Annotated in this window: 23 protein-coding genes and 2 tRNA genes; 8 read left to right on the top strand and 17 right to left on the bottom strand. The window is 72.1% G+C overall.

All coding sequences use genetic code 11. The annotated features are described in order from the left end of the window. Positions 1-10: 10 nt before the first annotated feature. Positions 11-1249 (top strand): LysR family transcriptional regulator, encoded by a 1239-nt coding sequence (locus ACQP1P_RS04910; RefSeq protein ID WP_433083501.1) that lies wholly within the window; start codon positions 11-13, stop codon positions 1247-1249. Positions 1250-1297: 48 nt separating this feature from the next. Here ACQP1P_RS04910 and ACQP1P_RS04905 read toward each other — a convergent pair whose 3' ends face one another. The 6 genes from ACQP1P_RS04905 to ACQP1P_RS04880 all read right to left on the bottom strand — a co-directional run bounded on the left by ACQP1P_RS04905 (position 1298) and on the right by ACQP1P_RS04880 (position 7665). Then, complete coding sequence (locus tag ACQP1P_RS04905; RefSeq protein WP_433083499.1) at positions 1298-1897, bottom strand: hypothetical protein; 600 nt, start codon at positions 1895-1897, stop codon at positions 1298-1300. 11 nt (positions 1898-1908) lie between these two features. Next, a complete protein-coding gene (locus ACQP1P_RS04900; RefSeq protein WP_433083497.1) occupies positions 1909-2550 on the bottom strand; it encodes a hypothetical protein in 642 nt (213 codons plus the stop codon). A gap of 416 nt (positions 2551-2966) precedes the next feature. Then, positions 2967-3043, bottom strand: a tRNA-Met gene (locus ACQP1P_RS04895). 344 nt (positions 3044-3387) lie between these two features. Further along, positions 3388-3461, bottom strand: a tRNA-Met gene (locus tag ACQP1P_RS04890). Between the two features lie 117 nt (positions 3462-3578). Continuing rightward, complete coding sequence (locus tag ACQP1P_RS04885) at positions 3579-6581, bottom strand: UPF0182 family membrane protein (protein ID WP_433089843.1); 3003 nt, start codon at positions 6579-6581, stop codon at positions 3579-3581. Positions 6582-6630: 49 nt separating this feature from the next. Next, a complete protein-coding gene (locus ACQP1P_RS04880; RefSeq protein WP_433083495.1) occupies positions 6631-7665 on the bottom strand; it encodes a YlbL family protein in 1035 nt (344 codons plus the stop codon). Positions 7666-7721: 56 nt separating this feature from the next. Between ACQP1P_RS04880 and ACQP1P_RS04875 the strand changes: the two genes are divergently transcribed. Both ACQP1P_RS04875 and ACQP1P_RS04870 read left to right on the top strand, forming a co-directional pair. Next, the gene (locus ACQP1P_RS04875; RefSeq protein WP_433083493.1) at positions 7722-9125 is read left to right on the top strand and encodes a zinc-dependent metalloprotease; all 1404 of its coding nucleotides are present in this window, start codon (positions 7722-7724) and stop codon (positions 9123-9125) included. Between the two features lie 292 nt (positions 9126-9417). Then, positions 9418-10623, top strand: coding sequence for an IS110 family transposase (locus ACQP1P_RS04870; RefSeq protein WP_433075281.1), 1206 nt, complete (start codon positions 9418-9420; stop codon positions 10621-10623). Between the two features lie 266 nt (positions 10624-10889). On the opposite strand, the gene ACQP1P_RS04865 is transcribed toward ACQP1P_RS04870, so the two are convergent. Both ACQP1P_RS04865 and ACQP1P_RS04860 read right to left on the bottom strand, forming a co-directional pair. Continuing rightward, a complete protein-coding gene (locus ACQP1P_RS04865; protein ID WP_433083491.1) occupies positions 10890-11480 on the bottom strand; it encodes a hypothetical protein in 591 nt (196 codons plus the stop codon). A gap of 210 nt (positions 11481-11690) precedes the next feature. Continuing rightward, positions 11691-12215, bottom strand: coding sequence for a M48 metallopeptidase family protein (locus ACQP1P_RS04860; protein WP_433083490.1), 525 nt, complete (start codon positions 12213-12215; stop codon positions 11691-11693). 377 nt (positions 12216-12592) lie between these two features. On the opposite strand from ACQP1P_RS04860, the gene ACQP1P_RS04855 reads away from it, so the two are divergent. The 3 genes from ACQP1P_RS04855 to ACQP1P_RS04845 all read left to right on the top strand — a co-directional run bounded on the left by ACQP1P_RS04855 (position 12593) and on the right by ACQP1P_RS04845 (position 16058). Further along, positions 12593-12748 carry a DUF5679 domain-containing protein gene (locus tag ACQP1P_RS04855; RefSeq protein ID WP_425516560.1) on the top strand — a complete coding sequence of 52 codons (156 nt, stop codon included), beginning with the start codon at positions 12593-12595 and terminating at the stop codon, positions 12746-12748. Between the two features lie 344 nt (positions 12749-13092). After that, positions 13093-14163: a hypothetical protein gene (locus ACQP1P_RS04850; RefSeq protein ID WP_433083489.1), complete on the top strand. Its 1071-nt coding sequence runs from the start codon at positions 13093-13095 to the stop codon at positions 14161-14163. Positions 14164-14717: 554 nt separating this feature from the next. Beyond that, positions 14718-16058, top strand: a complete 1341-nt coding sequence (locus ACQP1P_RS04845; protein WP_433083487.1) for an ABC1 kinase family protein — start codon at positions 14718-14720, stop codon at positions 16056-16058. 534 nt (positions 16059-16592) lie between these two features. On the opposite strand, the gene ACQP1P_RS04840 is transcribed toward ACQP1P_RS04845, so the two are convergent. The 3 genes from ACQP1P_RS04840 to ACQP1P_RS04830 form a co-directional block, all read right to left on the bottom strand. Beyond that, positions 16593-16979 (bottom strand): WhiB family transcriptional regulator, encoded by a 387-nt coding sequence (locus ACQP1P_RS04840; protein ID WP_433083485.1) that lies wholly within the window; start codon positions 16977-16979, stop codon positions 16593-16595. A 119-nt stretch (positions 16980-17098) separates the two neighbouring features. After that, positions 17099-17533, bottom strand: a complete 435-nt coding sequence (locus ACQP1P_RS04835; protein ID WP_433083483.1) for a hypothetical protein — start codon at positions 17531-17533, stop codon at positions 17099-17101. Positions 17534-17743: 210 nt separating this feature from the next. Continuing rightward, positions 17744-19867 (bottom strand): ATP-dependent DNA helicase UvrD2, encoded by a 2124-nt coding sequence (locus tag ACQP1P_RS04830; RefSeq protein ID WP_433083481.1) that lies wholly within the window; start codon positions 19865-19867, stop codon positions 17744-17746. Positions 19868-19950: 83 nt separating this feature from the next. Between ACQP1P_RS04830 and ACQP1P_RS04825 the strand changes: the two genes are divergently transcribed. Together ACQP1P_RS04825 and ACQP1P_RS04820 are read left to right on the top strand one after the other, a co-directional pair. Beyond that, complete coding sequence (locus ACQP1P_RS04825) at positions 19951-20193, top strand: mycoredoxin (protein WP_433083479.1); 243 nt, start codon at positions 19951-19953, stop codon at positions 20191-20193. A 78-nt stretch (positions 20194-20271) separates the two neighbouring features. Beyond that, complete coding sequence (locus ACQP1P_RS04820) at positions 20272-20868, top strand: hypothetical protein (RefSeq protein WP_433083477.1); 597 nt, start codon at positions 20272-20274, stop codon at positions 20866-20868. On the opposite strand, the gene nudC is transcribed toward ACQP1P_RS04820, so the two are convergent. The 6 genes from nudC to ACQP1P_RS04790 form a co-directional block, all read right to left on the bottom strand. After that, positions 20846-21760, bottom strand: coding sequence for an NAD(+) diphosphatase (gene nudC / locus ACQP1P_RS04815; RefSeq protein ID WP_433083475.1), 915 nt, complete (start codon positions 21758-21760; stop codon positions 20846-20848). The genes ACQP1P_RS04820 and nudC overlap by 23 nt on opposite strands. After that, positions 21757-23091 (bottom strand): M16 family metallopeptidase, encoded by a 1335-nt coding sequence (locus ACQP1P_RS04810; RefSeq protein ID WP_433083473.1) that lies wholly within the window; start codon positions 23089-23091, stop codon positions 21757-21759. Before ACQP1P_RS04810 ends, nudC begins: the two co-directional genes overlap by 4 nt. Next, positions 23088-24383: a M16 family metallopeptidase gene (locus ACQP1P_RS04805; RefSeq protein ID WP_433089841.1), complete on the bottom strand. Its 1296-nt coding sequence runs from the start codon at positions 24381-24383 to the stop codon at positions 23088-23090. The genes ACQP1P_RS04810 and ACQP1P_RS04805 overlap by 4 nt, the downstream gene beginning before the upstream one ends. Positions 24384-24390: 7 nt before the next feature. Continuing rightward, positions 24391-25605: a S8 family serine peptidase gene (locus ACQP1P_RS04800; RefSeq protein ID WP_433083471.1), complete on the bottom strand. Its 1215-nt coding sequence runs from the start codon at positions 25603-25605 to the stop codon at positions 24391-24393. 46 nt (positions 25606-25651) lie between these two features. After that, a complete protein-coding gene (locus ACQP1P_RS04795; RefSeq protein ID WP_433083469.1) occupies positions 25652-26641 on the bottom strand; it encodes a hypothetical protein in 990 nt (329 codons plus the stop codon). 83 nt (positions 26642-26724) lie between these two features. Further along, complete coding sequence (locus tag ACQP1P_RS04790) at positions 26725-26886, bottom strand: hypothetical protein (RefSeq protein ID WP_350611738.1); 162 nt, start codon at positions 26884-26886, stop codon at positions 26725-26727. Positions 26887-26899 lie beyond the last annotated feature (13 nt).

Genomic DNA, 26899 nt, shown 5'->3' with positions numbered 1-26899 from the left:
GCGTGTCGCCGTGCCTACGCCAGAGCAGTCGGTGCCGAGCGAAAAGGACCTGCGTCTCTTTCTCGCCATCCAGGAAACAGGCTCGATGGTGAAGGCCGCGAAGGAATGCGGAGTTTCGGACGCCCGGGCCAGCCAGATCATGAAGAAGATCGTCGGCCGCTATGGCGGTGAGGTCTTCCGGCGCGAGGGCGGCCAATACGTGCTCACCGAACTCGGCGCCCGGCTGCATCCCCAGGCGCGGCGAATCGTCAACGCGTACCGGAAAATGAACCCGAACCTGACGGTCGACGCCGGCATGCCGCGAATCGCCTGCCTGCCGCATCACATCGTGTTCGTCGGCCGCCTCGAGAGCCGGCTGATCGATCTCGATCCCGTCGGTCAGGAGAAGATCGAGGTCATGCCGCTGCGGCAGCGGCACCGCGCCGACGCGAACTTCGAAGAGCACGCCATCGAGCCCCTGCTCGACGGCGTCTACTCGATCATCACCGGGCCCCCGCCCAGTCCTGACTTCTCGGCCATCGACGAACTGCAGTTCGACAAGCTGTACAGCCCGCGCCTCGAGGCGATGGTCCACGAGAGCTACCCGGGCGAGTCCATCTCCCTGGTCGACCTCGTCCGCAGGCGGCTGCTGCTCCCGCCGACGACGCTTCGCTCCCGGGTGCTGCTGGATCGCACGATCGCGCAGGCCGGGCTGGACGACCTCAAGACCACCGGCCGGATCGCCGGCGAGTCCTACGAGACGCTCACCCACGTGCTGCGCGTCGTCGTGTCCGATCATCACCGGCCGCCGGACGAGCGCCGCGTGGTCGTGGTGCCCTCGGACGTCGCGCTGAAGTTCAAGCGGGCGGTGCAGGTCGGCGCCTGGGGGCCGGACCGGTACAAGTGGCTGCCCATCATCCACCAGGGGCGCGAGATCACCCACGACGTCTACCTCACGACGACGAAGGGGCGGTCCGGGATGCTCTACACCGCGGTCAAGCACCTGCGTGAGGTCTGCGAGGAGATGCAGAGCGCGCTGAGCGGCAACACGGTCACGCTCCCGGCGCCGCGGCGCGCTCCGGAGCGGTCGTTGCAGCCGGCCGCGAGCGCCGCGGCGCTACGGGCCATCGCCGACCGTCTCGACCGCGGCGAGGTCGGCGCGGCCGAGACGGTCCTGGCGGAGGTGGCGGAGGCCATCACGGCCGGGCGGGTCGCCGCGCCGTTCGACGCGCTGCACGACATCGCCGCCCGGCTCGACGCGGCCACCTGAGGCCTGTTGCACGACCGGGCCGCGGCGGGCCCAGTCGTGGAACAGGCCTTAGGCGCGAGCGGCCTCGACGGCGGCGCGGCGGTCGCCGGACCTCTCCCGCCGCGCGCTCAGCCACGAGCCCGCGAACCGGCTGCCGTAGCCGTCGGCGGCGAGCTCGAACAACGCGGTCGCGTCGGCATCGCGCGCGCGTTCCTCCCGGCCGAGGGCCAGGTTCTCCAGCGGCCCCAGGTCGCCCGCGTCGGCCGCCTCACGCGCCACCTCGACCGCTGTGTCGAGCTCGCCCCGCCGCTCGTAGGCCTGCGTGAGGCGCCAGCGGGCCAGCCCGTCGCCCCGGTCGATCGCCTCCCGGTAGAGCAGCGCGGCACCGTGCCAGTCGCCCCGCGTCTCCAGCAGGAACCCGAGGTGGGTCAGCGCGGTGGGGTCGGGGTCCTCGCAGCGCGCCGCCTCGAGCGCGACGATGATCGCCTCCGCATACTGCCCGGCCCCCGCGAGGACCTTGACGAGGTGCTTGAGCACGCCCCCGGCCCGCCCGTCGTCGGATGCGCGGCGGAGGACGGCCCCGGCCGCGGCGATGTCTCCGCCGCGGGCCAGCCGCAGCCCCTCGGCGAGGAGGCCGGCGCGGTCGGCGGGCGTGCAGGTGATCGTCATGAGTACCTCTCTCACTGCAGTTCGGGAAGGGCCGGCGCGTTGGAGACGTTGCGCCGGGCCTTGCTGGTCGGCCAGTCGCGCCGCTCGCCCGTGCCCCGACCGGGCTTGGCATCGGCGAGCACGTCCCCGGCCGAGACGTCGGTGCCCGCCGGGTGGCACACGTGCCCGCAGCCGCAGGACGGCCGCTCGGTCTGGCGCCGCCGCCTGGAGACCCGGTGCAGCAGCTCCTGGAGCGCGGCCGGGGCCACGACGATCAGCACCGACCAGTACGGCCCCGGCAGGGTGGCCATGATGCCGAGCATCGTGGCGATGCCGCCGAGCAGCCGGGCGACCCGGTTGGTGACCTTGAACCGCCGCTGCCGGACCCAGCGGTCGGGGTTGTTGAGGTGACCGACGAGCGCGCCGATCATCATCGCCATCACCGCTGCGGCGGGGAGCGCCACCGCGCGGTCGACACCGATCAGCTGCGGCGCCTCGGACGCGCACACGAACAGCGGACCGAAGTAGGGCAGGGCGTGCAGGCCCGGCGCCGGGATCCGCCCGACGCCGACGACCCCGGCGTGGGCGACCAGCCACGGGATCGGCAGCCAGGGACGGTCCGGGGCGACAGCCCCCGGCGGCGCCGGATCGGAGGTAAGCTTGGCGTCGTTCATCAGGGCTCCTCGCAAATGGTGACCTGAGCGGACGGTCGGATCGGGCCCGGTGCTAGCGGGCCCGATCTCTTTTGTATCCGAACAGGTGATTGTGAGCGAAGTGAAAGCCCCGGTCGTTTTACGAGCGGCCCGAAGCGGAACTTTGGCCCGAAGGATCGCTGAACGCCCGAAGACTTCCTTCGCCCAGGTTTGCCCAGCTCAACGCCCAACACCCCCGCAAACCGGTAATTCCGCGAACGACAATCGCCCCGAGTTCTGACGGTTCGCGTTCAGCCAATCACTCGTAGCACCAAAGTATCGGTTGCAAGAAGCAACGAAATGCACTGCCAGATGGAAGCGATCACGCCGAGTAGTCGCCAAGAGGCCCAAGGAGCCAAAAAACAAGAGGCCCCCGCCCAAGGCGGGGACCTCTCATGTGGTAGCGGGGACAGGATTTGAACCTGCGGCCTCTGGGTTATGAGCCCAGCGAGCTACCGAGCTGCTCCACCCCGCGTCGCACCACCAACATTAGCCCACAAAGCCCAAGACCCCAAACCGTTTACCCAACGCACGAGAGCACCAGAGCCGATAAAGAAAGCCCGCTCACGACGAACCCGGCAGCGAAGGCGCGCAGCGCCGAGCGGTGCCTGGCGGGAGCAACGGCCAGCACCAATACGAACCCGAGCCAAAAAGACGAAGACCGGAAGACGGACGGTGCAAGCGCAACCAACGACGCTCTGATGGGGGGTGTTGGGGTGGCGAAGCCCCCCACTGGGGAGCGAACGAAGTGAGCGCGAAGAATGCTACAAATCGAAACGGCAAACGCCCCCCGCGTGCAGCAGGGGGCGTCGCGATTTGTAGCGGGGACAGGATTTGAACCTGCGACCTCTGGGTTATGAGCCCAGCGAGCTACCGAGCTGCTCCACCCCGCGTCGGCTTGTTTAGCTTAGCGGACGGGGTTGGTGAGTTCCAAATCGGAGCCGGGTGACCGTGTCGGGTGTCACCCGGGCCGGGGTCGTTACCGCCGGCCCGGGTGTGCACCGCAGCGGTCAGCCCGAGGACGGCTGGACCGACGGGGACGTCGAGGCGCCCGGCGTGGCGCCCGGGGAGCCGCTCGGCGACGGGGTGGCGCCCGCCGCCTTCGTGGCCTCCTCGTACCGCGCGATCGCGTCGTTCAAGGCCTTGAGCGCGCGGCCGTACGCCTCGAAGTCGCCCGACTGCTGGGCCGCCTTCATGTCCGCGATCGCCTTGTTCATGGCGGCGATCGCCTCCTGCACCTGGGGCGTGCCCGGGTTGCCGGACGGGTTGCCGGTGTTCTGGCCGGTGTTGCCGCCGTTGTCCGTCTGGGGCACCGGCGCCTGGCCGGTGACCTGTTTGACGAGCTGCTCCAGACCGTCCGCGAGGTTGTCGGCGTAGGCCATGTACTTCGGGCCGTAGGCGACGAGCACCTTCTGCAGCCGTGGGAACGCGGTCTCGTTCTTGGCCTTCAGATAGATCGGCTCGACGTACAGCATGCCGTTGGCGACCGGCAGGGACAGCAGGTTGCCGTAGAACACGTCCGAGTTCTGCGAGCTGAACTGGGTGAGCTCGCGTCTGGCGTCGGCGATCGACGTCATGCTGCTGTGGGTCTGGTTCGGGCCCTGAATCGCGGTGTTCGCCGGGAGCTCGAGCACCTCGAAGCGGGGCTGGCCGTTGACGTACGAGGCCGACATGAGCGCCGCCAGGTTGCCTCGCTTGCGCGGGGCCATCGCGGCGGTGAGCTGGAAGCGGGCCTCGTCCTGGCCGGGGAGCTGGGCGACGAGGTAGTACGGCGGCTGGTCCGCCGTCGAGTTCGCCGGGTCCTTCGGGACCTCCCAGAAGTCCTGGCCGGAGAAGAAGCCCTCGGGCGACGTGACGTGGAAGCGGCTGAGCAGGTCACGCTGGACCTTGAACTGGTCCTCCGGGTAGCGCAGGTGCTCCATCAGGCTCTCCGAGATCGCGGAGCGCGGCTGGACCAGCTTGCCGCCGAAGGCCTTGTTCCAGGTCTTGAGGACCGGGTCGCTCTCGTCGAACGCGTAGAGCTTGACCTCGCCCGTGTACGCGTCGACCGTCGCCTTGACCGAGTTGCGCAGGTAGTTGACGTCCTGGCGCGGCTCCGGGAACACCCGGCCGCCGGTCGAGGAGTCCTGGATCGCGGTGTTCCAGTCGAGCTTCTGCGCGTACGGGTACGTCGCCGACGTGGTGTACCCGTCGATGATCCACTGGATCTTGCCGTCGACGACCGCCGGGTACGGGTCGCTGTCCAGCGTCAGGAACGGCGCGATGTTGCGCACCCGGCTCTCCGGGTCGCGGACGTACAGCACCTTCGAGTGGTCGTTGAGCACCCCGGAGAGCAGGAAGTTGGTCTCACGGAAGTACGACGCGTAGAGCAACCGGCGCCAGAAGGTGTTGACGTCCACGCCGCCGCTGCCGTCGTACGTCGAGTACTGGTCCTGGTCGCCGGAGCCCCCGGTCGGCCGGTCGAACTCGGCGTTGCGGTCGGACGCCTTGCCCTTGCCGACGATCGCGTAGACGTCGCCCATCTGCTCGCCGTAGTAGATCTGCGGATGGGTGACCTTGATCTGGTCGTTGTCCGAGGCGCACTCTTCGCTGCCCTGGTTGTCCGGCTTGGTGTTCTCGCTCAGGAAGCCGGAGACGTAGTACGGCTGGCCGCCGCAGACGACCTGGTTGGCCGGGGCGGCGACGAAGCCGTAGCCGTGCGTGTACACGCTGTGCCGGTTCTGCCAGTTGTTCTGCTGGAGCTGGTCGTAGCGGATCTCCCGGACGCCGACGATGTAGTCCTGGGTGCGCGTCTTGCCCTTGTCGTCGGTCAGCGTGTAGCGGTCGATGTCCAGCTTCGGGTTGAACTCGTAGAAGCCGCGGACCTGCTGCTGCTGGGTGTAGGTGTCGCCGACGACGGCGGGGTCGAGGAGCCGGATGTTGTTCACCGTCGGATCGCTGCCGTTGGTCAGCGAGGCCGGCGGGTCGGTGTTGCTCGAGGCGTACGGGACGACCTTCACGTCCTTCAAGCCGTACGCGTCGCGCGTGGCGTCGATGGCGTACTGGAAGTACGGAGCCTCCTTCTGCAGCTGGCTCGGCTTGACGGTGAACGACTGCACCGCGGCCGGGTAGATGCCGCCGACCGCCACGGCGGACAGCGCCAGCAGACCCAGGGCCAGGCCGGGCCACACCAGGTTGCGCATGAAGGCGTTGGAGAACACCAGGATCGCGATCGCGACGACGATGGAGATCCAGGCGAGGATCTCCTTGGCCGGCAGCAGGGCGTTGATGTTCGTGTAGCCGGCGCCGTACAGGTCCTGCGTCGGGAACTTGTCCAGCAGCAGGCCGCGGCGGTCGAGGAAGTACGCCGCCGCCTTGAGCAGCACGAAGACCGCGACGAGGGCGGTGAGGTGCGCGCGGGCCGCGGCCGTCATCCGCTCGCCGGCCCCCTGGAGCCGGACCCCGCCGAAGAGGTAGTGCAGGGCGAGCGCGCCGATCAGCGAGAAGACCACGGCGGTGAAGGCCACGCCGAGCAGGTAGCGCCAGAACGGGTACTCGAACACGTAGAACGACAGGTCCACGTGGAACTGCGGGTCGGTGCGGCCGAACGGGGTGCTGTTGCTGAACAGCATCCAGTCCTGCCAGTGGCCCTGCGCCGAGAGGCCGGAGAACAGCCCGATCAGGCCGGCCACGAGGATGATCCAGCCGGTCATGTGCGGCAGCAGGAACAGCCGGTAGCGGTCCAGCGCGTGCTGCTCGGCCGAGTGCGGCCGCAGCAGCGGGCGGGTCCGGTAGGCCAGGTAGAGGTTGCCGGCGATGACGAGCCCGACCGCCACGCCGAAGATCACGAACATCCAGATGCGGGTCGTGAGCACCCCGGTGAAGACCTGGGGGTACTTGACCTCGGAGAACCACAGATAGTCGGCCCACGCCCCGACCACCCGGTCGAACAACGTGAACAGCAGGAAGACGACCACCAGGACGGCGATCGTGACCCGTCCTCGCCGGCTCACCCTGGTCATCGGATTACGCATTACCACGGTCGGCTCCGCCCGTTCGCGTATGGAAACTCGTCCAGCGTAGTCATCTACTACACAGCGTCGGCGTCCGACCGGCCCGCAGCGTGTCGAGGGCGGTCAGCGCATCGTCGATGTTGTTCACTTTGATCAATGGGAGGCCGGGCTGCGGATTGTCCATCGCCTCGCCGCAGTTGGCCGCGGGCGTGAGGAAGACCTTGGCCCCGGCGGCCTTCGCGGCCACGAGCTTCTGCGGGATGCCGCCGATCGGGCCGACCGCGCCGGCGTCGTCGATCGTGCCCGTACCGGCGATGATCATGCCGCCCGTGAGGTCCTCGGGCTTGATCGTGTCGATGATGCCCAGCGTGAACATCAGGCCGGCCGACGGGCCGCCGATGCGGTCGAGCTGGATCGTGAGCTTGAACGGGTGCGGCTGGCTGGTGCCGGCCTGGATGCCGATGCGCGGGTTGCCGTCGTCGCCGGCCTTGGTCGCGACCTCGACGGTGGAGGTCTGCCCGGCCCGCACGATCTCGATCTGGTGGCTGGTGCCGGCCGGCTTGGCCCGCACGAGCTCGGTGAGCTTGTCGGGGCTGTCCACCGCGGTGCCGTCGACGGACTTGATGACGTCGTCCTTCTGCAGCTTGCCCTCGGCGGGGAAGCCGGCCGTGACCTCGGCCACGGTGACCTGGACGGGGTAGCCGAGCTTGCGCAGCGCGACGGTCTCGGCGGAGGTCTGCGACTGCTGGAAGTCGCGGGCGTTGTCCTCGTCGACCTGCTGCTGCGTGCGGTCCGGCGGGTAGATCAGCTCGCGCGGCACGACCGCCCGGTCCTTCTGCCACCAGCCGATCATGGCGTCGAGCAGCGTCATGTCGGGCTGGACCGACACGGTGGTCATGCGCAGCTGGCCCTTGGACCTGGTCGCCTCGGCGCCGTCGACGCTGATGATCGGGTGCCCGCCGGGCTTGCCCGTGTCCGTGCCGAGCGTGTCGTAGGTCGGGCCGGGGCCCATCTCGACGTACGGCACCTTGACCACGGTCGCCTGCCAGGCCAGCACCAACAGCAGCAGCGCGCCGAACAGCACGGTCAGCCCACGACGTCTCATGGCGGCGAGCCTAGCGCTCCCGGCCTACCGCACCTGGAAGCGAGTACCGTTGTGACATGCCCGCAGATATCCCGTTCGGCTTCGGTCCGTCCGGCGGCGACGTGCCGGATCCCAATGATCCGCGCCAGATGCAGCAATTCCTGAGCCAGCTGCAGCAGCTGTTCGCCACGCCCAGCGGCGGTCCGGTCAACTGGGATCTCGCGCGACAGCTGGCGCAGGCCCACCTCACCGGCGGCGGCCCGGCGGCCGGCGTGTCGCAGTTCCCGGTCGGCTTCGCCATGCCCGGCGCCCCGATGCCGGCCACCGAGCCGGCCGACCCCGACGCCGCGAAGCCCGTCGGCGACCCGGCCGTGACGGCCGTGGAGCGCGCCGCGGTCATCGAGGCGCTGCGGCTGGCCGACCTGTGGCTGGAACCGGAGTCCGCACTCCCCTCCGGCGTGCGCTCGACCGCCGCGTGGAGCCGCGGCGAGTGGCTCAACCAGACCCTGCCGATCTGGCGCAAGCTCTGCGACCCGGTGGCGGCCCGCATGGTCTCGGCCATGACCGAGCTGGTCCCCGAGGAGATGCGCGCCCAGATGGGCCCGATGACCTCGATGGTGGCGTCGCTGGGCGGCGCGCTGCTCGGCGGGCAGCTGGGCACCGCGCTGGGCTCCCTGGCCGCCGAGGTGCTCTCGGCCGGCGACATCGGCCTGCCGCTGGGCCCGGCCGGGACCGCGGCGCTGCTGCCGGCGAACATCGCGGAATACGGCAAGGGCCTGGAGGTCCCCGACGACCAGGTGCGCCTCTACGTGGCCCTGCGCGAGGCGGCCCACCAGCGCCTCTTCGGCCACGTCCCGTGGCTGCGCGGCCACGTCTTCGCCGCGGTCGAGGCCTACGCGGCCGGCATCCACGTCGACCGCGAGGCGATCGAGGAGGCGATGAGCCGCATCGACCCGTCGACGCTCGGCAACGACCCGCAGGAGCTGGTGCTCGAGGGCATCTTCACACCCGAGGACACGCCGCAGCAGCGGGCCGCCCTGGCCCGGCTCGAGACGGCGCTCGCGCTCGTGGAGGGCTGGGTCTGCCACGTGGTGGACCGTGCCGCCGGCGAGCGCCTGCCCGACGTCGTGAAGCTCTCGGAGGCCTTCCGGCGCCGGCGCGCGGCCGGCGGCCCGGCGGAGCAGACGTTCGCCGCGCTGGTCGGGCTGGAGCTGCGCCCGCGCCGGCTGCGGGAGGCCACGGCGCTGTGGAACGCGCTGACCGAGCACCGCGGGGTGAGCGGCCGGGACGCGCTCTGGGGCCACCCGGACCTGCTGCCGGACGAGGAGGCGTTCGCCGACCCGGACCTCTTCGCCCGCACCCAGCTGGACCTCGGCGACCTGGGCTTCAGCGAGGAGTTCGGTTCGCTGGGCGAGCCGTCAGCCGACGAGAAGAAGCCCTCCCCCGGCGAGGAGAAGCCTCCGTCTGACGGCGAGAGCTGAGAGCGTCATGACTCGGGTCCGCGGGGGTGCGGACCGTTGCTCATTGGTAGAACTGGTGCTGCCCGGTCCTGTGGGGGCTGGGCGGCACCTGGCCGTTGGATCACTGCCATCCGTTGCTGCCCCGGTTGAGGGCTTGCGGGAGTGTTTGCGGGGTCTGGCGGTCCGGGACATCCCGACTGGCAACAGGGCTACTGCGCCGTAGAGCGCCCGTCAATGAGCGTCCGGCAGTGATGTCCCGAACCACCAGGTGCGCCTCCCACTGGATTGAGCAGCGGCAGGAGCAGCTTTGCGTGTGACGGATGCACGGTTCGCCGGGATCGACTGGGCGCAAGACTCGCACGCGATCTGCGTCATCGATGCGGCTGGGGAGCCTCTCGAGCGTCTGGTCGTGGCGCATACGAAGGCCGGGATCGGCAAGGCCGTCGGGGTGCTGCGCCGCCACGGCGTGGCCGGGGTCGGGATCGAACGTTCGGACGGTCCCCTCGTCGTGGGGCTCCTCGCGGCCGGTCTCGAGGTGTTCGTGATGCCGCCGTCGCGGGTGAAGTCGTTGCGGGGCCGGTACGGGTCGGCGGGGAACAAGGACGACCGGTTCGACGCCTACATGCTCGCCGATGTGGTCCGCACCGACCGGCGCCGGCTGACCCCGCTGCGGCCGGACACGGCGGCGACGACGAGTCTGCGGACCCTGGTCCGGGCCCGGGCTGACCTGGTGCAGCACCGGGTCGCCCTGGTGAACCAGCTGCGGGCGCATCTGCTGACGGTGCTGCCGGGGGTGGTGGGGTTGTTCTGCGAGCTGACGTCGCCGATCAGCCGGGCGTTCCTGACCGCGTTCCCGACCCAGGACGCCGTCGATGCGCTCACGGTCGAGGAGCTCACCGGGTGGCTGGCCGGGCAGCGTTACCGGAAACGGCCGCCCGAGGTGCTCCTAGCCCGGCTGCAGGACGCACCCACGGGAGTGACCGGCCCGGCCGGGACCGCCCTCGCGGGGGTCACCACCGCCTACCTGACCGCGGCGACCGGCCTCATCGAACAGATCAACGCCCTCGAAACCCAGATCGCGCAGGCCCTCGCCGAGCACCCGGACGGGGCGATCTTCACGTCCCTGCCCCGGGCCGGGACGGTCCGCGCCGCCCGGCTCCTGGCCGAGATCGGCGACGCCCGCGGCCGGCACCCCACCCCCGCGGCCCTGGCCGGCCTGGCCGGGGTGACCCCCTCCACCCGGCAGTCCGGACAGGTCAGGATGGTGGCGTTCCGCTGGTCGGTGAACAAACAACTCCGCGGCGCGGTCTGCGACTTCGCCGCCGACTCCCGCCACGCCAACCCCTGGGCTGCCGATCTTTACGCCCAGGCCAGAGCCCGCGGCCACCGCCACCCACACGCCGTCAGAATCCTCGCCCGCGCCTGGCTCACCATCATCTGGAAACTCTGGACCACCGGCACCCCATACAACCCCGACCAACACAACGCCCTACAGAAACTCCTCACCCAAACCCCTTGACCCCACAGGGCACTCCCGCCAGGCACCGCTCGGCGCTGCGCGCCGACGCTGTCAGGTCCGCCGTTGGTCACCCTGACCCTATCCACCAGCCCCATCGACGACGTCAGCTCAGCGGCACGCCGGTCACGTCGGCCGGGACCGGGACGGCGAAGATCTCCCGGCCCGCGCCGACGGCGCCGCTAGGTCAACAGCGCCCGAGTCGCGTCCCAGCCGTCCAAACCCAGATCGAGACGGCGAAGATCTCCCCGCCCGCGCCGACGGCGCCACTAGGTCAACAGCGCCCGAGTCGCGTCCCAGCCGTCCAAACCCAGATCGAGACGGCGAAGATCTTCCGGCCCGCGCAGACGGTGCCAGCCCGGCGCGGAGGCGACCATCGTCGGCTCCGGGGCCGGGCGGCGCGCCGTGGCCACGTCCCCGGCGTCGGCATCGAGCTCGGGCAGCCACGCCGGCAGCGGCAGGCGCGCGGCGGCGCCGAGCAGCCCGCCGTTGTGCGCCGGGGCGACCGCGAGGTGGCGGGTCGACAGCGGGCGCAGCAGCTTGCCCACGAGCATCGCCGGCAGATCGGGCGCGTCCGCGAGCAGGACGGCCGCCTTGTCGTGCCCGTCGGCGGCCGCGGCGGCGAACGCGGCCCGGATCGTCGGCGCCGGGACCTCGTAGATCCGGGTCGACGGCCAGGCGATCCTGGCGGCCAGCGGCAGATCGTCCGCGACGGCGGCGATGGCCGGCTGGACGCGCGGCAGCGGGGTCAGCAGGTCGACGAGGTCCTCGGCCATCGCCGAGCGCCAGACGTCGGGGTCGGTGCCGGGCGGCGCCCAGGCGACCGGCACCAGCAGCGCGACGACAGCGGCGACCGTCATTCGGTGATCCCCGAACCGGCCGTCGCCGAGCGCCAGACGTCCAGGTCGGTGCCGCGCGGCGCCCAAGCGGCCGGCACCAGCAGCGCGACGACAGCGGCGACCGTCATTCGGTGATCCCCGAACCGGCCATCGCCGAGCGCCAGACGTCCAGGTCGGTGCCGCGCGGCGCCCAGGCGACCGGCACCAGCAGCGCGACGACAGCGGCGACCATCATTCGGTGATCCCCAGACCGGCGGCCGCTGACACCCCCTCAAGATACCCCCGGGCCCGTTCGGCCTTCGGGTAGCGGGCGACCAGCGCCCAGAAGGCGCTGCTGTGGCTCGGGATCACCAGGTGTGACAGCTCGTGCAGCAGCACGTAGTCGATCACCCAGTCGGGCATCTCCTGCACGCGGTGGGAGATCCGGATGGTACCGTCTGCCGGCGTGCAAGATCCCCAACGCCCGTTCTGGTTCTGCACCCACCGCACGCTGGCCGGACGGCCGGCCGCGGCGTGGTCGGGCAGGTAGCGGGCGGCGAGCCGCTGCGCCCGGGAGGTCAGTTCGGCGTCGGTCCGCCGAGCTCGCTGCTCTCGCGCCGCCAGGCGCTCGAGCATCCGGTCGACCCACTCGCGCTCCTCGGCGCGCGAGAACTGGGCCGGGATCAGCACCACCACGCGTTCGCCGTCACGGTAGGCCGACACCGTGCGACGGCGGCGCTTGCTGCGCCGCACCTCGATGACCGGCTTGCGGGTCATGCCGGCCGCCCCCCTCGGGTCCCGCTCACGGGGGAACGCTAGCCGTAGGCAGCCATCCCTTCGCAAGGCCCAATCTTGGGGAGGGCGCCCGTAAGTCACCCATTCGTGGGCACTCGCCGGAAAGATTCCACCGGAAGTCCGGCCTGCTCCGGGTGCCCGCTGCGATTTCATCCACAGCAACCCACACCGTTGCCCACACGGTTATCCCCAGGCTGTGCATAGTGTGTACGGTGCGGCTGGAGGAAGATCTTCCGATTACGCTCGGCGTGTCCCGTCTAACCGCACTTTCCCCGAGTGTCCGACAAGGCACACTCACCACGTTGGCCTAGCTGGTCAGCACCGGTGCGCGGGGCGTGCCGGACCGAGATGAGGAGGGCATCGTGGCCGAGACCTACAACGGCTACTGCGTCAAGTGCAAGGAGAAGCGGGACTTCGAGGGCGAGATCGCCATCTCGAAGACCGGCATGAAGATGGCCAAGGGCGCCTGCCCGGTCTGCGGCACCACGGTCAACCGGATCCTCGGCAAGGCCTGAGCCCGGCGGCTCGCCACCCGATCGACCTCGCACCCGGCACCACCTCGGACTGGCCTGCGGCGCTGTACCGCGCCGAATGCCCTCCCCGCCCGGCATTCGGCCCGGACCCGTCGAGCCCTTTCGACGGACATATCCGGAATATCGGGCAACGAGGCGGGTCGAGCGAGTCCGGCATCCACGCCGGAGGGACCGAAAGCATCCCGCGCGAACCCCGCGCGATACATGGCCTTTGCCCCTTTCCCTGTGGATAACCAGCCCGCCGGCTGTGGATAACGCCGGCCGTCGGTGGATCGTCCTGTGGACAACCGCCGCCGGCCGGCGTCCGGCCATGGCAGCGTGGCAGCATGCGACCGACGCTGCTCCCGGGGCTGCGACGCCTCTGGCGCGACGAGCGAACCGTTCAGCTGGGCACCGATCCCGCCACCGCCGTCGTGCTCGAGCTGGGCCACCCGGCCCTGGCCCGGGTCCTCGACCTGCTCGACGGCTCCCGCACCCTGCGCCGCCTGCTCGCCGAGGCCCGCCCGTTCGGGCTGGACGGGGCCGAGGTGCTCGCCCTCGTCGACACGCTGCGGGCCAGCGGCCTCGTGGTGGCCGCGCACGCACTGCTCCCGACCGGGCTGGACCGCACGACCGGTGACGGGCTCACCGCGGAGGCGGCCGCGATCAGCCTCCGCCTGCGCGAAGACCCCCGGGACCGCACGGCCGCGGGCGTGCTGCGCCGGCGCGGCGGAGCCCGCGTGATCGTGGCCGGCGACGGCCCGCTCGTGGCCCCGCTCGCCACCGCGCTGGCCGGAGCCGGGGTCGGGCACGTCGAGCCGCTCGTCGAGGGCCGGGCGACGGACGCGGACGTGGCCGTCGGCGGCCTCGGGCGCGACGACGTGGAGTCCTCGCGGGTCCTGGCCATCACCTCCGCCATCACGCGGCACGCACCCTGGGCGCGGCTCTCGGCCGGCCGCGGGGACGGCGTGGACTTCGTGGTCCGCGTGGGTGACCGGCGCCTCGACGCCCTGGACCGCCGCGGGGTGCGCATGCACCTCCTGCCGCGCCTCGAGGTCCAAATCCGGCTGGGCACCGTCCTCGTCGGCCCCCTCGTGCGGCCGAGCCGCTCCCCCTGCCGCGGCTGCCTCGAGCTGCACCGGCAGGACCGCGATCCCGCCTGGCCCGCCCTCGCCGCACAGCTGGCGACCGCCCCGCCCGGCATCGGCGAGCCGTGCAGCCTCACCACAGCGATGGCGGGCGCCGCGTTCGCCGCCGACGAGGTGCTGTCCTATCTCGACGGCGGCTCCCTGCGCACCGAGGCGGCCATCGTGGAGATCCCCCGCCCCGGCGAGTTCCGCCGCCGGGAGTGGAGCGCCCATCCACGCTGCGACTGCCGACGCCGCCGCCGGGGCTCCCGCGAGGGCGGCTCCCCATGAGCGCGGCACCCCGCGAGGACGACACCCCGCGAACGCCGCAGCCCACGACCGCGGCACCCCGCAAGGACGACACCCCGCGAGCGCGGCTGTATGCGAGCGCGGCACCCTGCAAGGACGACACCCCGCGAGCGCGGCTGTATGCGAGCGCGGCAGCATGCGAGCGCGGCAGCATGCGAGCGCGCCACCCCACACAAGAACGAACACCCCCGTGAGCGCGGCACCCTGCAAGGACGACACCCCGTGAGCGCGGCACCCCGCGAGGACGACACCCGGTGGAAGCCGACGCTCCGCGAAGGCGGCACATCGACACGGGGCTCTCCTCAGAGTTCCGCAGGTCGATCTGCGTCTCGCGCGCACGGCGACCGCCGTCTCCACGGATGCGCCCGGCGCGGTGAACGGCATGTCCGACGGCGGCAATCGCCGGCCCGCACAACCCGGGAAGCGCCCGCATGCGGCCCGTTGCGGGGCGTGTCCAGCGGTGGAGATGAGCGGCACGAGCACGCTGTGACTGCCGTCGCGGTCGTCGGGGTGGCTCGAGCGGGTAAGAATGACTTGTGACCGAGATCCCCAGGGGCGCAGTCGCCCGCACCGCACGGCTGGCGTCGCTGCCCCTCGGACTGGCCGGACGGGCCGCGCTCGGGCTGGGCAAGCGCGTCACGGGCATGGCCGCCGACGTCGTCTCCGCCGATGTCCAGCGCCGCACCGCCGAGCACCTCTTCAGCGTCCTCGGGCAGCTCAAGGGCGGCGCCATGAAGATGGGGCAGGCGCTGAGCGTGTTCGAGGCGGCCCTGCCCGAAGAGCTCGCCGGGCCCTACCGCGCCGCCCTGACCAAGCTGCAGGAGGCCGCCCCTCCGCTGCCGGCCGCCAGCGTGCACAAGGTGCTCGCCGAGTCGCTCGGGGCGGACTGGCGCGAAAGGTTCAAGGAGTTCGACGACAAGCCGGCCGCTGCCGCGTCGATCGGCCAGGTGCACCGGGCGGTGTGGTCCGACGGGCGGGACGTGGCCGTCAAGGTGCAGTATCCGGGCGCCGGCGAGGCGCTGCGCTCGGACCTCAACCAGCTGGCGCGCTTCGCCGGGCTCTTCAAGGCGATCCAGCCGGGCCTGGACGTCAAGCCGCTCGTGGCCGAGATCCGCGACCGGGTCACCGAGGAGCTGGACTACGAGCTCGAGGCGCGCTCGCAGAGCGCGTTCGCCGCGGCCTTCGCCGACGATCCGGACATCTTCGTGCCCCCCGTGCTCGCCTCGTCCCCCCGCGTCATCGTCACCGAATGGGTGGAGGGCACGCCGCTGTCGGCGATCATCTCGGGCGGCACCGAGGAGCAGCGCAACCGGGCCGGGCACCTCATGGCGCTGCTGCACTTCTCCGCCCCCGCCCGGGCCGACATGCTCCACGCCGATCCGCACCCGGGCAACTACCGCCTGCTCGACGACGGCCGCCTCGGCGTGCTCGACTTCGGCGCGGTCGCGCACCTGCCCGGCGGGCACCCCGAGATCATCGGCCGGCTGACCCGCCTGGCCCTGGCCGGCGACGCCGAGGCGGTGCTCGATGGCCTGCGGCAGGAGGGCTTCATCAAGGGCGACGCGAAGGTCGACGCGCCGGCGGTGCTCGGCTACGTCCGGCCGATGCTCGACCCGATCGCCGAGGACGAGTTCCAGTTCACACGGGCCTGGCTACGCGCGGAGGCGACCCGGCTGGCCAATCCGAAGAGCCCCGCCTACGCGCTGAGCCGCCAGCTCAACCTGCCCCCGTCCTACATGCTCGTGCACCGCGTCACGCTCGGCTCCATCGGCGTGCTCTGCCAGCTCGAAGCCAAGGCCGCCTACCGCACCATCCTCACCGACTGGCTCCCCGGATTCGCCGAGCCCGAGGCCAAGAAGCCACGCCGCAAAAAGTAGCCGCGGCACAAGAACCGGCCGCGGCGCAACAGTGGCCACGGCACGAGAAGCGGCCGCGGCGCAACAGGAGCCGCGGCACGAGAAGCAGCCGCGGCGCAACAGGAGCCGCGGCGTGCGCGGGCAACCGCCACGTGCGAGAGCAAGCAACCAAGCAGACCGCCGCAGAGCCAGGCAAGCCGGCGAACAGGCAAGCCGGCGAACAGGCGAACAGGCGAACAGGCGAACGAGCAGGACACGGCAACGGGCCCCTCCACGGCGAAGGGGCCCGTTGCTCATCGATCACATCAGGGTCGGGTCAGGTGACGCTCCTGCTCGCGACGCGCGCGCATGGCGACCTGGCGGGCGGACGGGTAAGCCTCAGAGTGGATCGCAGTCTGAGGCCGACGCATTCGCGCTCTCGACAGTGCTTCGTGAAGTAGTTGCAAGGACATCGCGGAACTCCTGGGTCGGTCGGTGACGAACTCGGTGGAACGAAGCCGGGTCGGCTGCGCGGCGCGCAGTCCTCGGCTGGCCGGTCGGCGATGTGCGCTCATCTCAGGCCGCCACACCGGCGACCACGGCCGCCGTACGGGCGGCAACCTCGCCACGCAGGACGGCGTCGCGAGCGACGTCCTCCTTGCGCGGGCGGCCCCGCGGACGCTTGCGCGGCACCACGGCGCCACGCTCGAAGATCTCGCCACCCCAGACACCCCAGGGCTCGGCGCGCTCGATCGCGCCCGCCAGGCACTCGGCGCGGAGCGGGCACTCCACGCAGAGCGACTTCGCGAGCTCGAGCTCCGCCGGCGAGTCGGCGAACCACAGGTCCGGGTCGAAGGTGCGGCACGGCAGGTCGGACTTCACGACACCCCGCGCAGCCGCGCGAAGACGCTCGTCCGAGGCCGGGTCGACGCGCACGTCGATCGATGCCAAGGCCAGACTCATCCCGGTCACCCCTTTCTGTTGGTCGATCGTTTGGTGTGATCGTTCGGTGCAAATGAATGAGGCCGCGGATCCCGGTGTCGGGTTCCGCGGCCTCGAGGTGAGCCGGTGAGTCGGTCTTGTTAGACCGGCCTGCCTCGAGGTGGTATGCCGCGGACTCCGCCATTGGGCTTCGGAGCCGTCATGTCGTGCTTCGCGCTGAACCCAGTGGTCCCCTGAACCTGGATCCCGCGCTCGTCGAGCAGAGTGGTGCTGATTTCGGTGTCGTCGATCCGGACCTCGGCCTCGGTCACCCGAACCGTCAGATCCGTCAGATCCGTCCGGACCGACCCGGTAGCGCGCGCGACGCGCGCGGCCGGAACCAGAGCGGCCGGAACCAGAGCAGCCGGAACGACGGCAGCCGGAACGGCAACCGGCGCCGGAGCGACGGAGGAGGCGGCGAGGACAGACTTCTGCCATTGCAACGAGACGGTCGGCGAGACTGAGCGGGCCGGCGCGTTCGACGCGCAGAGGGCAGACAGCAGCGTGTGCCGCTCCTGGGTGAGATAGAGCTTCACGGGTGCCACCTTCTCTCCGCAGATCGTCGTGGTGCGACGGCCGGTCTTCCGGCGTCGTGTTCGCAGGCTATGCCGTGCCTCAACGGTAGGGCAAACGATTTATCGGGGAAAGTTTTTTGTCAGGTTCCGAGCCCCTGGCAACCCCCGGGCAACCGCTCGCGCCGGTCCTCAGTGTGCCACGTCGGCGCAGCTCATGGTGCCCCGACACGGTCAAAGTTCATCGATGGCTGCGGCCAGCTCGTCAACGCTCGTCCCGCGCACGAGGGCGAGCACGTCGTCGCCGTACAGCATCAGCTTCCGCGGCCCGATCCCCGCGATGGCGGCGAGCTCCTCGCGGCGCGACGGCCGCCGCTCGGCGATCGCGGACAGGGTCACGTCGGTGAAGACCACGAACGCGGGCACCTTCTGGATCGCGGCCAGCCGGGCCCGCCAGTCCAGCAGGCGGCCCAGCAGCTCCTCGTCGAGGTCCGACGGGCAGGCCGAGCACCGGCCGAGCTTGCGGTCGGCCCCGTTGACCAGCCCGGTGCCGCACACCCGGCACGACACGGCCATGACCCGCCGAACCCGCCCGGCCACCGCGGCCTTGTCCAGCGGCCGGCGCGGCCCCGCGGCGGCACGGCCCGCGGACGAACCGGACGCGGCCGCCGCCGGGGCGGTCGAGGGCACGAACCGGCTCGGGCGCCGGGGCCGGCCGCCCGGAGTCCGCGCCGCGGCGTGCGAGAGCCAGAGCGTGTGGCGGGCGCGGGTGAGGCCGACGTACAGCAACCGCCGCTCCTCCTCGACCGCATCGGGCGTGCGGGCGTGGATGACCGGCAGCGTCCCCTCGGTGAGCCCGACGAGGAACACCGCGTCCCACTCGAGGCCCTTCGCGGAGTGCAGCGACGACAGCGTGACGCCCTCGACGGTCGGCACGTGCTGCAGCGCGGCGCGCCGCTGCAGCTCGGTGTTGAACTCGTCGAGCGAGAGCGTGGGCATGCCCTCGGCCAGGCTCGCGAGCGCGGAGACGGCCTCCCAGCGCTCCCGCTGGGCGCCACCGGCGGGCGGGGCGTCGGGCCGCCAGCCGACCCGCTCCAGCGCGGTGTGCACGGTGCCGAGCAGCCCGTCGCCCTCCTCGCCGCGGTAGGAGCGCAGCGCGATCATCGCCTCGCGGACCTCGGTGCGCTCGAAGAAGCGCTCGGTGCCGTGCACCACGTAGGGGACGCCGGCCTCGGCCAGCGCCTCCTGGTAGACCTCGGACTGGGCGTTGACCCGGAACAGCACGGCGATCTCGCGGGCCGGGGTGCCGGCGGCGATGAGCTCCGCGCAGCGCGCCGCGACCGCCGAGGCCTCCTCCGGCTCGTCGGCGAAGGTGCGCACGGTCGGCTCCGGGCCGGGCGGACGCTGCCCGACGAGCTCCAGCCGCAGCCGGGACAGCTCGCCGCGGGCCCGGGAGATGACGGCGTTGGCGAGGCCGACCACCTGCGGGGTGGAGCGGTAGTCGCGGGTGAGCCGCACGACCGTGGCGCCCGGATGGCGGCGCTGGAAGTTCACGAGGTAGGACGCGCTCGCCCCGGTGAACGAGTAGATGGTCTGGCTGGCGTCGCCGACCACGGTGACGTCGTCGCGCCCGCCCAGCCAGGCCTCGAGGAGCCGCTGCTGCATGGGGTTGACGTCCTGGTACTCGTCCACGACGAAGTGCCGATACTGCGCCCGCACCTGCTCGGCGACGTCGGCGTGCTCCTCGACGGCCCAGATCGCGGCCCGGATCATGTCCTCGAAGTCGATCACGCCCGCGGCGCGCTTGGCCCGCTCGTAGTGGGCGTAGATCTTGGCGACCAGGGCCCCGTCGAACGGCGGCTCCCGCATCGCCTTGGCGGCCGCCGCGGCGTAGTCGTCCGGCTCGATCAGCGACGCCTTGGCCCACTCGATCTCGCTCGCGAGGTCGCGGAACACCTCGCGGTCGGTCTTCAGCCCGGCCTTGGTCGCGGCCAGGCTCACCAGCCGGGCCTTGCTGTCCAGCAGCTCGGGCATGTCGCGGCCGGAGAAGAGCCGGGGCGCGAAATACCGCACCTGGCGCAGCGCCGCCGCGTGGAACGTGCGCGCCTGGACTCCGCCGGCGCCGAGGCGGCCCAGGCGCTCGCGCATCTCGGCGGCGGCCCGGGCGGTGAACGTGACGGCGAGGACGTGCTGGGCCCGGACCTGCCCGGACCGGACGCGATGGGCGATGCGGTGCGTGATCGCCCGGGTCTTGCCCGTCCCCGCACCGGCGAGGATGCACAGAGGCCCCGCCGGGGCGGTCACCGCGATGGACTGGTCCCGGTCCAGTCCCGCGAGAATCTCTGAGGAGTCCGCCACAGCTGGACATCATTCCAGCTGGGTACGACGTTATGCGGTATCGCCTTGTGTGACCCCGCCGATGCTTTCTGGAGGAACCACCCATGCTGACCATGTACTCGACCACCTGGTGCGGGTATTGCCACCGGCTCAAGACGCAGATGGACCGCGAGGGCATCCAGTACCAGGTCATCGACATCGAGCGGGACCCGGAGGCGGCCAAGTTCGTCGAGACGGTCAACGGCGGCAACCAGACGGTGCCGACGCTGCGCTTCGACGACGGGACGTCGATGACCAACCCGACGATCGTGCAGGTCAAGAAGCATCTGGAAACCGTCGGTAGCTGAACGGGAACAAATCCGTTACGGTGGCTGGCTAGATAGCCGGGGGGCTATGAGTTCCTGAAGTTGGGAAGGCCGGCCACCATGCGGGTTGCCCGTCTGTACGCCGTGCGCGACGCGCCGGAGCGCCCACGGGTGGCCGATCCCGAGCGACGCCGCCTGATCGCGGACTACCTCGCCGGCGGCACGACCATCGGCCGCGGCCACGGCCCCTCGGTGCTGCACACCGACGGGCTGTGGCTGTGGCCGGAGCGCTTCGTGGCCGACATCCTCGACGACGGCCTCGCGCCCGAGCCGGACCTCCTCGCGCGCATGCACGCACACGCCTACCGGCCCGAGCGGCCCGAGGCCGGGGAGCGGCTCAACGACGAGGCCATGCGCTCCTGGCGGGCCGGGCCGCCGGGCGAGCCGCGGCTGCTGGTGACCTACTTCGTGCGGGTGAGCCCGGAGACGACCCCGGAACGCCCGCTGTCGCTGCTGCGCCGCACGGTCACGCCCGACGGCGGGGTGACCGAGGAGGCCGTCTGGCGCGACCTCGCCTGGCACCCCACCAACGCCTTCGTGAGCCAGCGCATCGACGACGAGCTGCGCGAGGTGCCCCCCGAGCACGCCGCCGCGGTGCTCGACCGCTGGTGCGCGGCCTGGCACCGGGAGGCGCTCAGCCGTACAGCCAGGACGTGATCAGGTAGTGCGCGATCGAGGCGCGAAACGGCAGCCCGAACGCCTTGGACTCGCCCTCGAGCACCGCCGCGATCTCGCGCCGGGTCAGCCAGCGCGCCTCCGCGATCTCCGCCTCGTCGACCGTGATCGCCGCGCCGGCCGCGGCGAGCGCGTGGAAGCCCAGCATCAGCGAGCCGGGGAACGGCCACGGCTGGCTGGCGAGGTACGTCACCTCGTCGACCCGGACCCCGACCTCCTCGAGCACCTCGCGCGCCACGGCCATCTCGGCGGACTCGCCGGGCTCCACGAACCCGGCCAGCGTCGAGAAGCGCGGCACGGTGGCGCCCAGCGCCTTCCACTGCGCGTTGAACCCGAGCAGGCAGCGCCCGTCGGGCCCGTCCACGCCGTCGTGCACGAGCATGATCACGGCGGGATCGGTGCGCGGCCAGAGCGTCTCCTCGCCGTCCTCGGTCACCCGCACCCATCCGCCCTGCGCGGGGCGGGTCAGCTTGCCGCTGAGCGGGCTGTAGGGGTGCCGCGAGTGCCAGTTGGCCAGCGCGACCGCGGTGATGAAGATCTCCGCCGGCAGCGCCGTCAGCGCCGCCCCGACCTCCCGCACGTTCACCCGTTGGGTGCCCTCGGGCGCGGTGACGTCCGCGGCCACGGCGAAGTACACCGTGCCGTCGGCCTCCTCGCCGAGGAAGAACCGCTCCCCCGCGGGCGCCGCGGCCGCGTCGATCAGCACCAGCTCCGGCGGCTCGCCCGGGTGGACCAGGACGTGCCCGTCGTCGACCACCACGATCCGGGCGCGCTCGAAGGCCTCGGCCAGCCAGGCCTCGTCGGTGCGGCGGTGCGCGGCCCGCTCGAGCGGGCCGCGCGCGAACGACGGGGCGTCCGGGACGATCGCCGTCATGACTCCGAGGCCCGCCGCACCGGGGTGAGCGCGGCCAGCGAGGCCTCGACCTTGGCCGCGTCGCCGAGCACGACGGCGGCGGCCCGGGACGGGGCCAGGTACTGCGCCGCGGCCGCGGCCACCTCGTCCTTGCCGGCCTTGGCCAGCTTGGCGGCGTGCTCGGCCAGGTAGTCCAGCCGCAGCCCGAAGCCCGCGTAGGTCGAGACCAGCCCGGCCAGCCCGGCCTGCGTGGACATCCCGAGCTGGAGCGTTCCCAGCGCGTACTGCCGCGCCTGCTCGAGCTCCTCGTCCTTCGGCGGCAGGCTGGCGATGCGGCCCAGCTCGTACAGGGTCTCCAGGAGGGCCGGGCCGGTCACCTCGGTGGCGACCTCGGCGGAGACCACGAGCGCGGAGCCGGCGACGGCGTGCTCGATGAGCGAGTGGGGGCCGTACGTGTACCCCTTGTCCTCGCGGATGTTCTCGACCCAGCGCGAGGAGAAGTACCCGCCGAAGACCAGGTTCGCCAGCTGGAGCGCGGCGTGGTCGGGGTGGCGGCGCGACACCGCCGGCAGCGCCAGGCGCAGCGAGGACTGCACCGAGTCGGGCCGGTCGACCAGGGTCAGCGGGCCCGGCTCCAGCGCCGGGGCGGGCGGCAGCTCGGCCGGGTGGCCGCCGCCGTTCCACTTGCCCAGCATCCGCTCGGCCGCGGCGACGGCCTGCTCCGGCTCGAGGTCACCGACGACCACGAGCGTCGCGCCGGCCGGGTGCAGCCGCTCGCCGTGCAGCGCCCGCAGCTCGTCGGGCACGACCGCCTCGACCCGCTCCGGGCTCGGGGTCTGCACCGCGTAGGGGTGGCTGCCGTACATCCGCTTGAGCAGGGCGACCCGGGCCAGGTGGCTCGGCTGGCTCTGCGCGACGCGGATGCGGTCGACGAGGCGGGCGCGCTCGGTGTCGACCTCCTCGGCGGGGTACGCCGCGTCGGTGAGCACCCCGGCGAGGATCTCCAGCAGCCGGTCCAGCCCGTCGACCAGGGCGTTGCCCGAGATCAGCAGGCGGTCGGGGTCGGCCCCGGCGGACAGCCCGCCGCCGACCTTCTGCAGCTCGGCCGCGATGTCCACGGTCGACATGGTCGAGGTGCCGGACAGCACCGTCTGGGTCAGCAGCGCCGCCCGGGCCAGGTCCGCCTGGGCGAAGGGCACGCGGAGGCGTACCTCCACCAGCGGCACCGACGAGCGGCGCACGGCGATCACGGTGAGCCCGTTGTCCAGCGTGTGCTCGGTGGTCGACGGCACCTTGAGGGCCCGGTTGGGGCCGAGCACCGGCAGGGCGCGCAGGGGCGTTGTCACAGTCACTTGGCTCCTCCGGCGATGACCTCGACCGCGGCGCGGCGGGACGGCACGAGCCGCGCCGCGGCCGCGACGATCTGCTCCTCGGTGACCCCACCGATCAGCGTGTGCAGCGTGTTGAGCAGCTCCGGCTCGCCGCGCTGCTGCTCCAGCACGGCCATCTGCAGGGCGCGGCCGAGCACCGCGTCGGTGTCGCGCAGCAGGTGGGTGGCCATGCGCGCCTGGGTCCGGCTCAGCTCGTCGGGGGCGAGCCCGTCGCTCGCGATCCGGGCGCACTCCTCCTCGACGCTGCGCAGCACCTTGTCCACGTCGCCGCCGGGAGGGAGGTGGGCCTGCAGCACCAGGGCGGTGGGGTCGCGCACCGCGAACGGCTCGCCCATGAAGCCGATGTACCCCCCGACGCTGGTCACCGACCGGTCCCGCAGCACCAGCCGCTCGACCAGCCGCGACGCGTCGCCGTCGGTCAGGACCTCGGCGAGCACCACGTAGGGCAGGTAGCCCGGCAGGTCGCTGACCGGGTCGGGCACGCGCCAGGCGGCCGCGACCGCGGGCAGCGGGGCCAGCCGGTCCTCGTAGGTGGAGCGGCGCTCCGCGGTGAGGTCGGGCTCGGCGAAGTCCGGGCGGGCCGGCGCGGGCCGGGCCGGGACGTCACCGAAGTGCCGCTCGACCAGCTCGGTCGCGGTGGCCACGTCGAAGTCGCCGGAGACCGCGAGCACCGCGTTGCCGCAGGCGTAGTACCGGTCGAAGAAGTCGGCCGCGTCGGCCACGGTCGCCGACTCGAGGTCCTCGAAGGAGCCGTAGCCGTCGTGCGCGTTGGCGAACGTGTCGAACATGACCGGGGGCAGCCGCAGCCAGGGGAAGCCGCCGTAGGGCCGGTTGAGCACGTTGACCCGGATCTCCTCCTTGACCACGTCGATCTGGTTGCGGAGGTTCTCCTCGGTCAGCCGGGGCGCGCGCATCCGGTCGGCCTCGAGGAACAGGGCCCGCTCCAGCGCGTTGGAGGGCAGCGTCTCGAAGTAGTCGGTGTAGTCGAAGTGCGTCGAGCCGTTGAAGGTGCCGCCCGAGCCCTGCACGTGGCGGAAGTGGGCGAGCTTCTCGAGGTTCTCCGAGCCCTGGAACATCAGGTGTTCGAACAGGTGGGCGAAGCCGGTGCGCCCCTGCGGCTCGGATCTGATGCCGACGTCGTAGACCACCGCGACGCCGACGACCGGCGCGGCGCGATCTGGGGTCAGCACCACCCGCAGGCCGTTGGGCAGGGTGAAGCGCTCGACGGGGTACTTGGAAGCCGGGATCCGCACAGCGGGGCTACGACTGGACACCCACCGAATCTACTTCGTTTCGAGCCGAAATCCGGATCCGGCGTTCCGCGAGCCCGGCGTAGACGCCCACCCCGGCGATCACGGCGAGCAGCGGCAGGCCCAGCAGCCAGCCGTACGGCCCCCGCGAGCGCGGCGACGAGGGCGCCGCGACCGGCGTGGCGGCCGGGGACACGCCGGGCCGCGACCCGCCCGCCGAGGGTGAGGGCGAGGGGCTGGGCAGCCGCCGCGTGAGCGCCTGCAGCAGGTCGAGGCGGCCGAGGCCGTATTCGGCGTCGGGTCCGGCCGCGCCCGCGTCGGCCGCGGTCAGCCGGAGCCGGCGGACGATCTCGGGCGCCTTGACGCCCGGGTAGGCCGAGCGCACCAGGGCGACCGCGGCGGCGAGGATGCCGGGCGAGGCGCTGCCGTCGTCGATGCGGTAGCGGTTGCCGGTGTTCGTGGTCATGATCTGCGACCCGGGGACGCCCAGGCCCAGCCGGCGGCCGCTGGTCGAGCTCACCAGCACCTCGCCGGTGCGGCCGAGCGGCACCGCGGCGAGCACGCCGTCGTAGGCGGCCGGGTAGGGGTCGAAGGCGCGGCCGGGCTGGTCGCCGTCGGCCGCCACGATGATCGCGTCGGCCGCCTGGGCGTCGCGGACCGCCTGCAGCAGCCGCTCGCTGCCGGCCACCGAGTAGCCGATCACGATGACCGCGGTGCGGTGGGCGATCGCCGCCTCGATGCCGGCCGCGAGCTCGTCGGCGGACGGCTCCCGGGTCGGGGGCGTGTCGAGCACGATCGGCTGGATCCGGGCGCCCGGCGCGACCCCGACGACCCCGTCGGCGTGCTCGGCGCCGTGGCCCTGGCCGGCGATGATCCCGGCGAGCGCGGTGCCGCGCCCGTCCGGGTCGTAGCCGGTGCCCTCGGCGACCGGCGGGCCCGACGGCGCGGGCGTGGCGTCCGGGCCGGCGCCCGCCGGGGCGCTGACGGCGACGGGGTCGAGCACGGCCCCGGCGAGGTCGGCGTGGGCGCGGTCGACGCCGCGGTCGATCACCGCGACCGTCACGCCCTCGCCGCGGGAGTGCCGGTTGGCCTCGGCGACGCTGAGGTACCGCAGATGCCACTCGTCGTCACGAATGACATCGGCCGGGGCGGCGCCCGCGGGCACCACGGCCGCGACGAGTCCCAGACCTAAGCCCAAGGCCACCGCGGCCAGCCGCTGCTTCATGCCGGACAGCGTGCCGGATCGACGCAAGTGACGCCACTCGCGCCGCTCAGACGGGGCGGATGCTCTGCGGGGCTTCGTCGGCGACGGAGTCGAACTGACGGTGCGTGTCGGGGATGGATACGTACAGGATCGCCGCCTCCGGCTTGCCCAGGTCCACGAGGGCGATGGAGACGAGCTCGCTCTTGGCCCGCAGCCCCGGCGTGTTGAAGTGCAGCCGGAACTTGAGCAGCCGGGCCGGACGGCCGCCCAGCGTCAGGTCCTTGGCCTCGATCTGCTCGAGCTGGTTGCCCTTGGGGTAGAAGCTGACCCGCACGTCCGCGGCGATCTGGTCGCCGACGCAGTGCAGGTCGAGCACCATGCCGTCGTTGACCGCGGCCGGCACGTGGCCCGACAGGATCGTGGCGTGGTAGTCGGAGCCGACCCCGTCGTAGTTGGGCTCGGTGACGAAGTCCTGGCCGATGCGGTACGTGATCTTGAGTTCGCCCTGGTCGCGCCAGTTCTCGGCGAGCGGGCGCCAGGGCTCGCCGAACTGCTTGTAGCTGATCCCGGACTCCGCGTCGGTCGTGCGCGGCCCCGGCGGGACCTCCTCGCCGCCCGGGCGCGGGTTGTCCGGCGGGATGCTCGGCGGCGGGCAGCGCCGCGCCAGCTCGGGGCGGGTGTCGCTGGGCGCCTCGGCCCGCTTGTTGAACAGGCCGCCCGGCGTGGTGGCGTTGTTGGTCAGCACCGATACGAGGATCACGACGAGCCCGATCGCGACGACCAGGACGGCCCCGCCGCCGAGCCACTTCATGATCTTCTGGTTGCGCCTGACCGGATCGTCGTCGTCGCCGCGGCCGTGTTCCAGCACGTCCGGCGGCGGGACCGGCGGCGGCGTCCCCGACCGCCCGACGCGCCCCGACGCGTAGCCCGCCGCGTCCCGCTGCTCGCGCCGGCGCAGCGGCTCGGCGGGTGCGGCTGATGGCGACGCGGGCACGGTGACCGGCTCGATCACGGTCTGTGTGTCCGGCGTCGCCCACGGCGAACTCTGCTCGGTCATGTCGACACCAGTGTCTCAGCCGAATGCCACGACGACCAGCAGCCCCCTCCCCGCTCAGCTGGGGATTTGCTGGAGGTTTCGGGTCACGGTTGCGGCTGGGGCGGCGGGTGCAGCTGGGTGACCTGCGGATATCGGTGCGAGTCGGCCGCCGCGACCGGACCGATCACGACGAGCGCAGCGGTGAGCACCCCGGCGGTGGCGACGCCCACCACCAGGGCGACTTCGCGAACGTGCGGTGCCTGCATGGTGCGCACTCCC

Origin of the sequence: Dactylosporangium sp. CA-052675 (genome assembly GCF_050947935.1) — a bacterium.
Taxonomy (GTDB): domain Bacteria; phylum Actinomycetota; class Actinomycetes; order Mycobacteriales; family Micromonosporaceae; genus Dactylosporangium.
The sequence above is the reverse complement of the archived record's forward strand: the minus strand, read 5'-3'. Positions and strand labels throughout refer to the sequence as shown.

Excerpts from the sequence above, each read along its gene's own strand:
- ACQP1P_RS04905 (WP_433083499.1), bottom strand. The coding sequence starts at position 1,897 with ATGACGATCACCTGCACGCCCGCCGACCGCGCCGGCCTCCTCGCCGAG.
- ACQP1P_RS04820 (WP_433083477.1), top strand. The coding sequence starts at position 20,272 with ATGCGGGTTGCCCGTCTGTACGCCGTGCGCGACGCGCCGGAGCGCCCA.
- ACQP1P_RS04880 (WP_433083495.1), bottom strand. The coding sequence starts at position 7,665 with ATGAGACGTCGTGGGCTGACCGTGCTGTTCGGCGCGCTGCTGCTGTTG.
- ACQP1P_RS04795 (WP_433083469.1), bottom strand. The coding sequence starts at position 26,641 with ATGACCGAGCAGAGTTCGCCGTGGGCGACGCCGGACACACAGACCGTG.
- ACQP1P_RS04840 (WP_433083485.1), bottom strand. The coding sequence starts at position 16,979 with ATGAGTCTGGCCTTGGCATCGATCGACGTGCGCGTCGACCCGGCCTCG.
- ACQP1P_RS04865 (WP_433083491.1), bottom strand. The coding sequence starts at position 11,480 with ATGACGGTCGCCGCTGTCGTCGCGCTGCTGGTGCCGGTCGCCTGGGCG.
- ACQP1P_RS04875 (WP_433083493.1), top strand. The coding sequence starts at position 7,722 with ATGCCCGCAGATATCCCGTTCGGCTTCGGTCCGTCCGGCGGCGACGTG.
- ACQP1P_RS04825 (WP_433083479.1), top strand. The coding sequence starts at position 19,951 with ATGCTGACCATGTACTCGACCACCTGGTGCGGGTATTGCCACCGGCTC.
- ACQP1P_RS04850 (WP_433083489.1), top strand. The coding sequence starts at position 13,093 with ATGCGACCGACGCTGCTCCCGGGGCTGCGACGCCTCTGGCGCGACGAG.
- nudC (WP_433083475.1), bottom strand. The coding sequence starts at position 21,760 with ATGACGGCGATCGTCCCGGACGCCCCGTCGTTCGCGCGCGGCCCGCTC.
- ACQP1P_RS04900 (WP_433083497.1), bottom strand. The coding sequence starts at position 2,550 with ATGAACGACGCCAAGCTTACCTCCGATCCGGCGCCGCCGGGGGCTGTC.
- ACQP1P_RS04860 (WP_433083490.1), bottom strand. The coding sequence starts at position 12,215 with ATGACCCGCAAGCCGGTCATCGAGGTGCGGCGCAGCAAGCGCCGCCGT.
- ACQP1P_RS04800 (WP_433083471.1), bottom strand. The coding sequence starts at position 25,605 with ATGAAGCAGCGGCTGGCCGCGGTGGCCTTGGGCTTAGGTCTGGGACTC.
- ACQP1P_RS04790 (WP_350611738.1), bottom strand. The coding sequence starts at position 26,886 with ATGCAGGCACCGCACGTTCGCGAAGTCGCCCTGGTGGTGGGCGTCGCC.
- ACQP1P_RS04885 (WP_433089843.1), bottom strand. The coding sequence starts at position 6,581 with ATGCGTAATCCGATGACCAGGGTGAGCCGGCGAGGACGGGTCACGATC.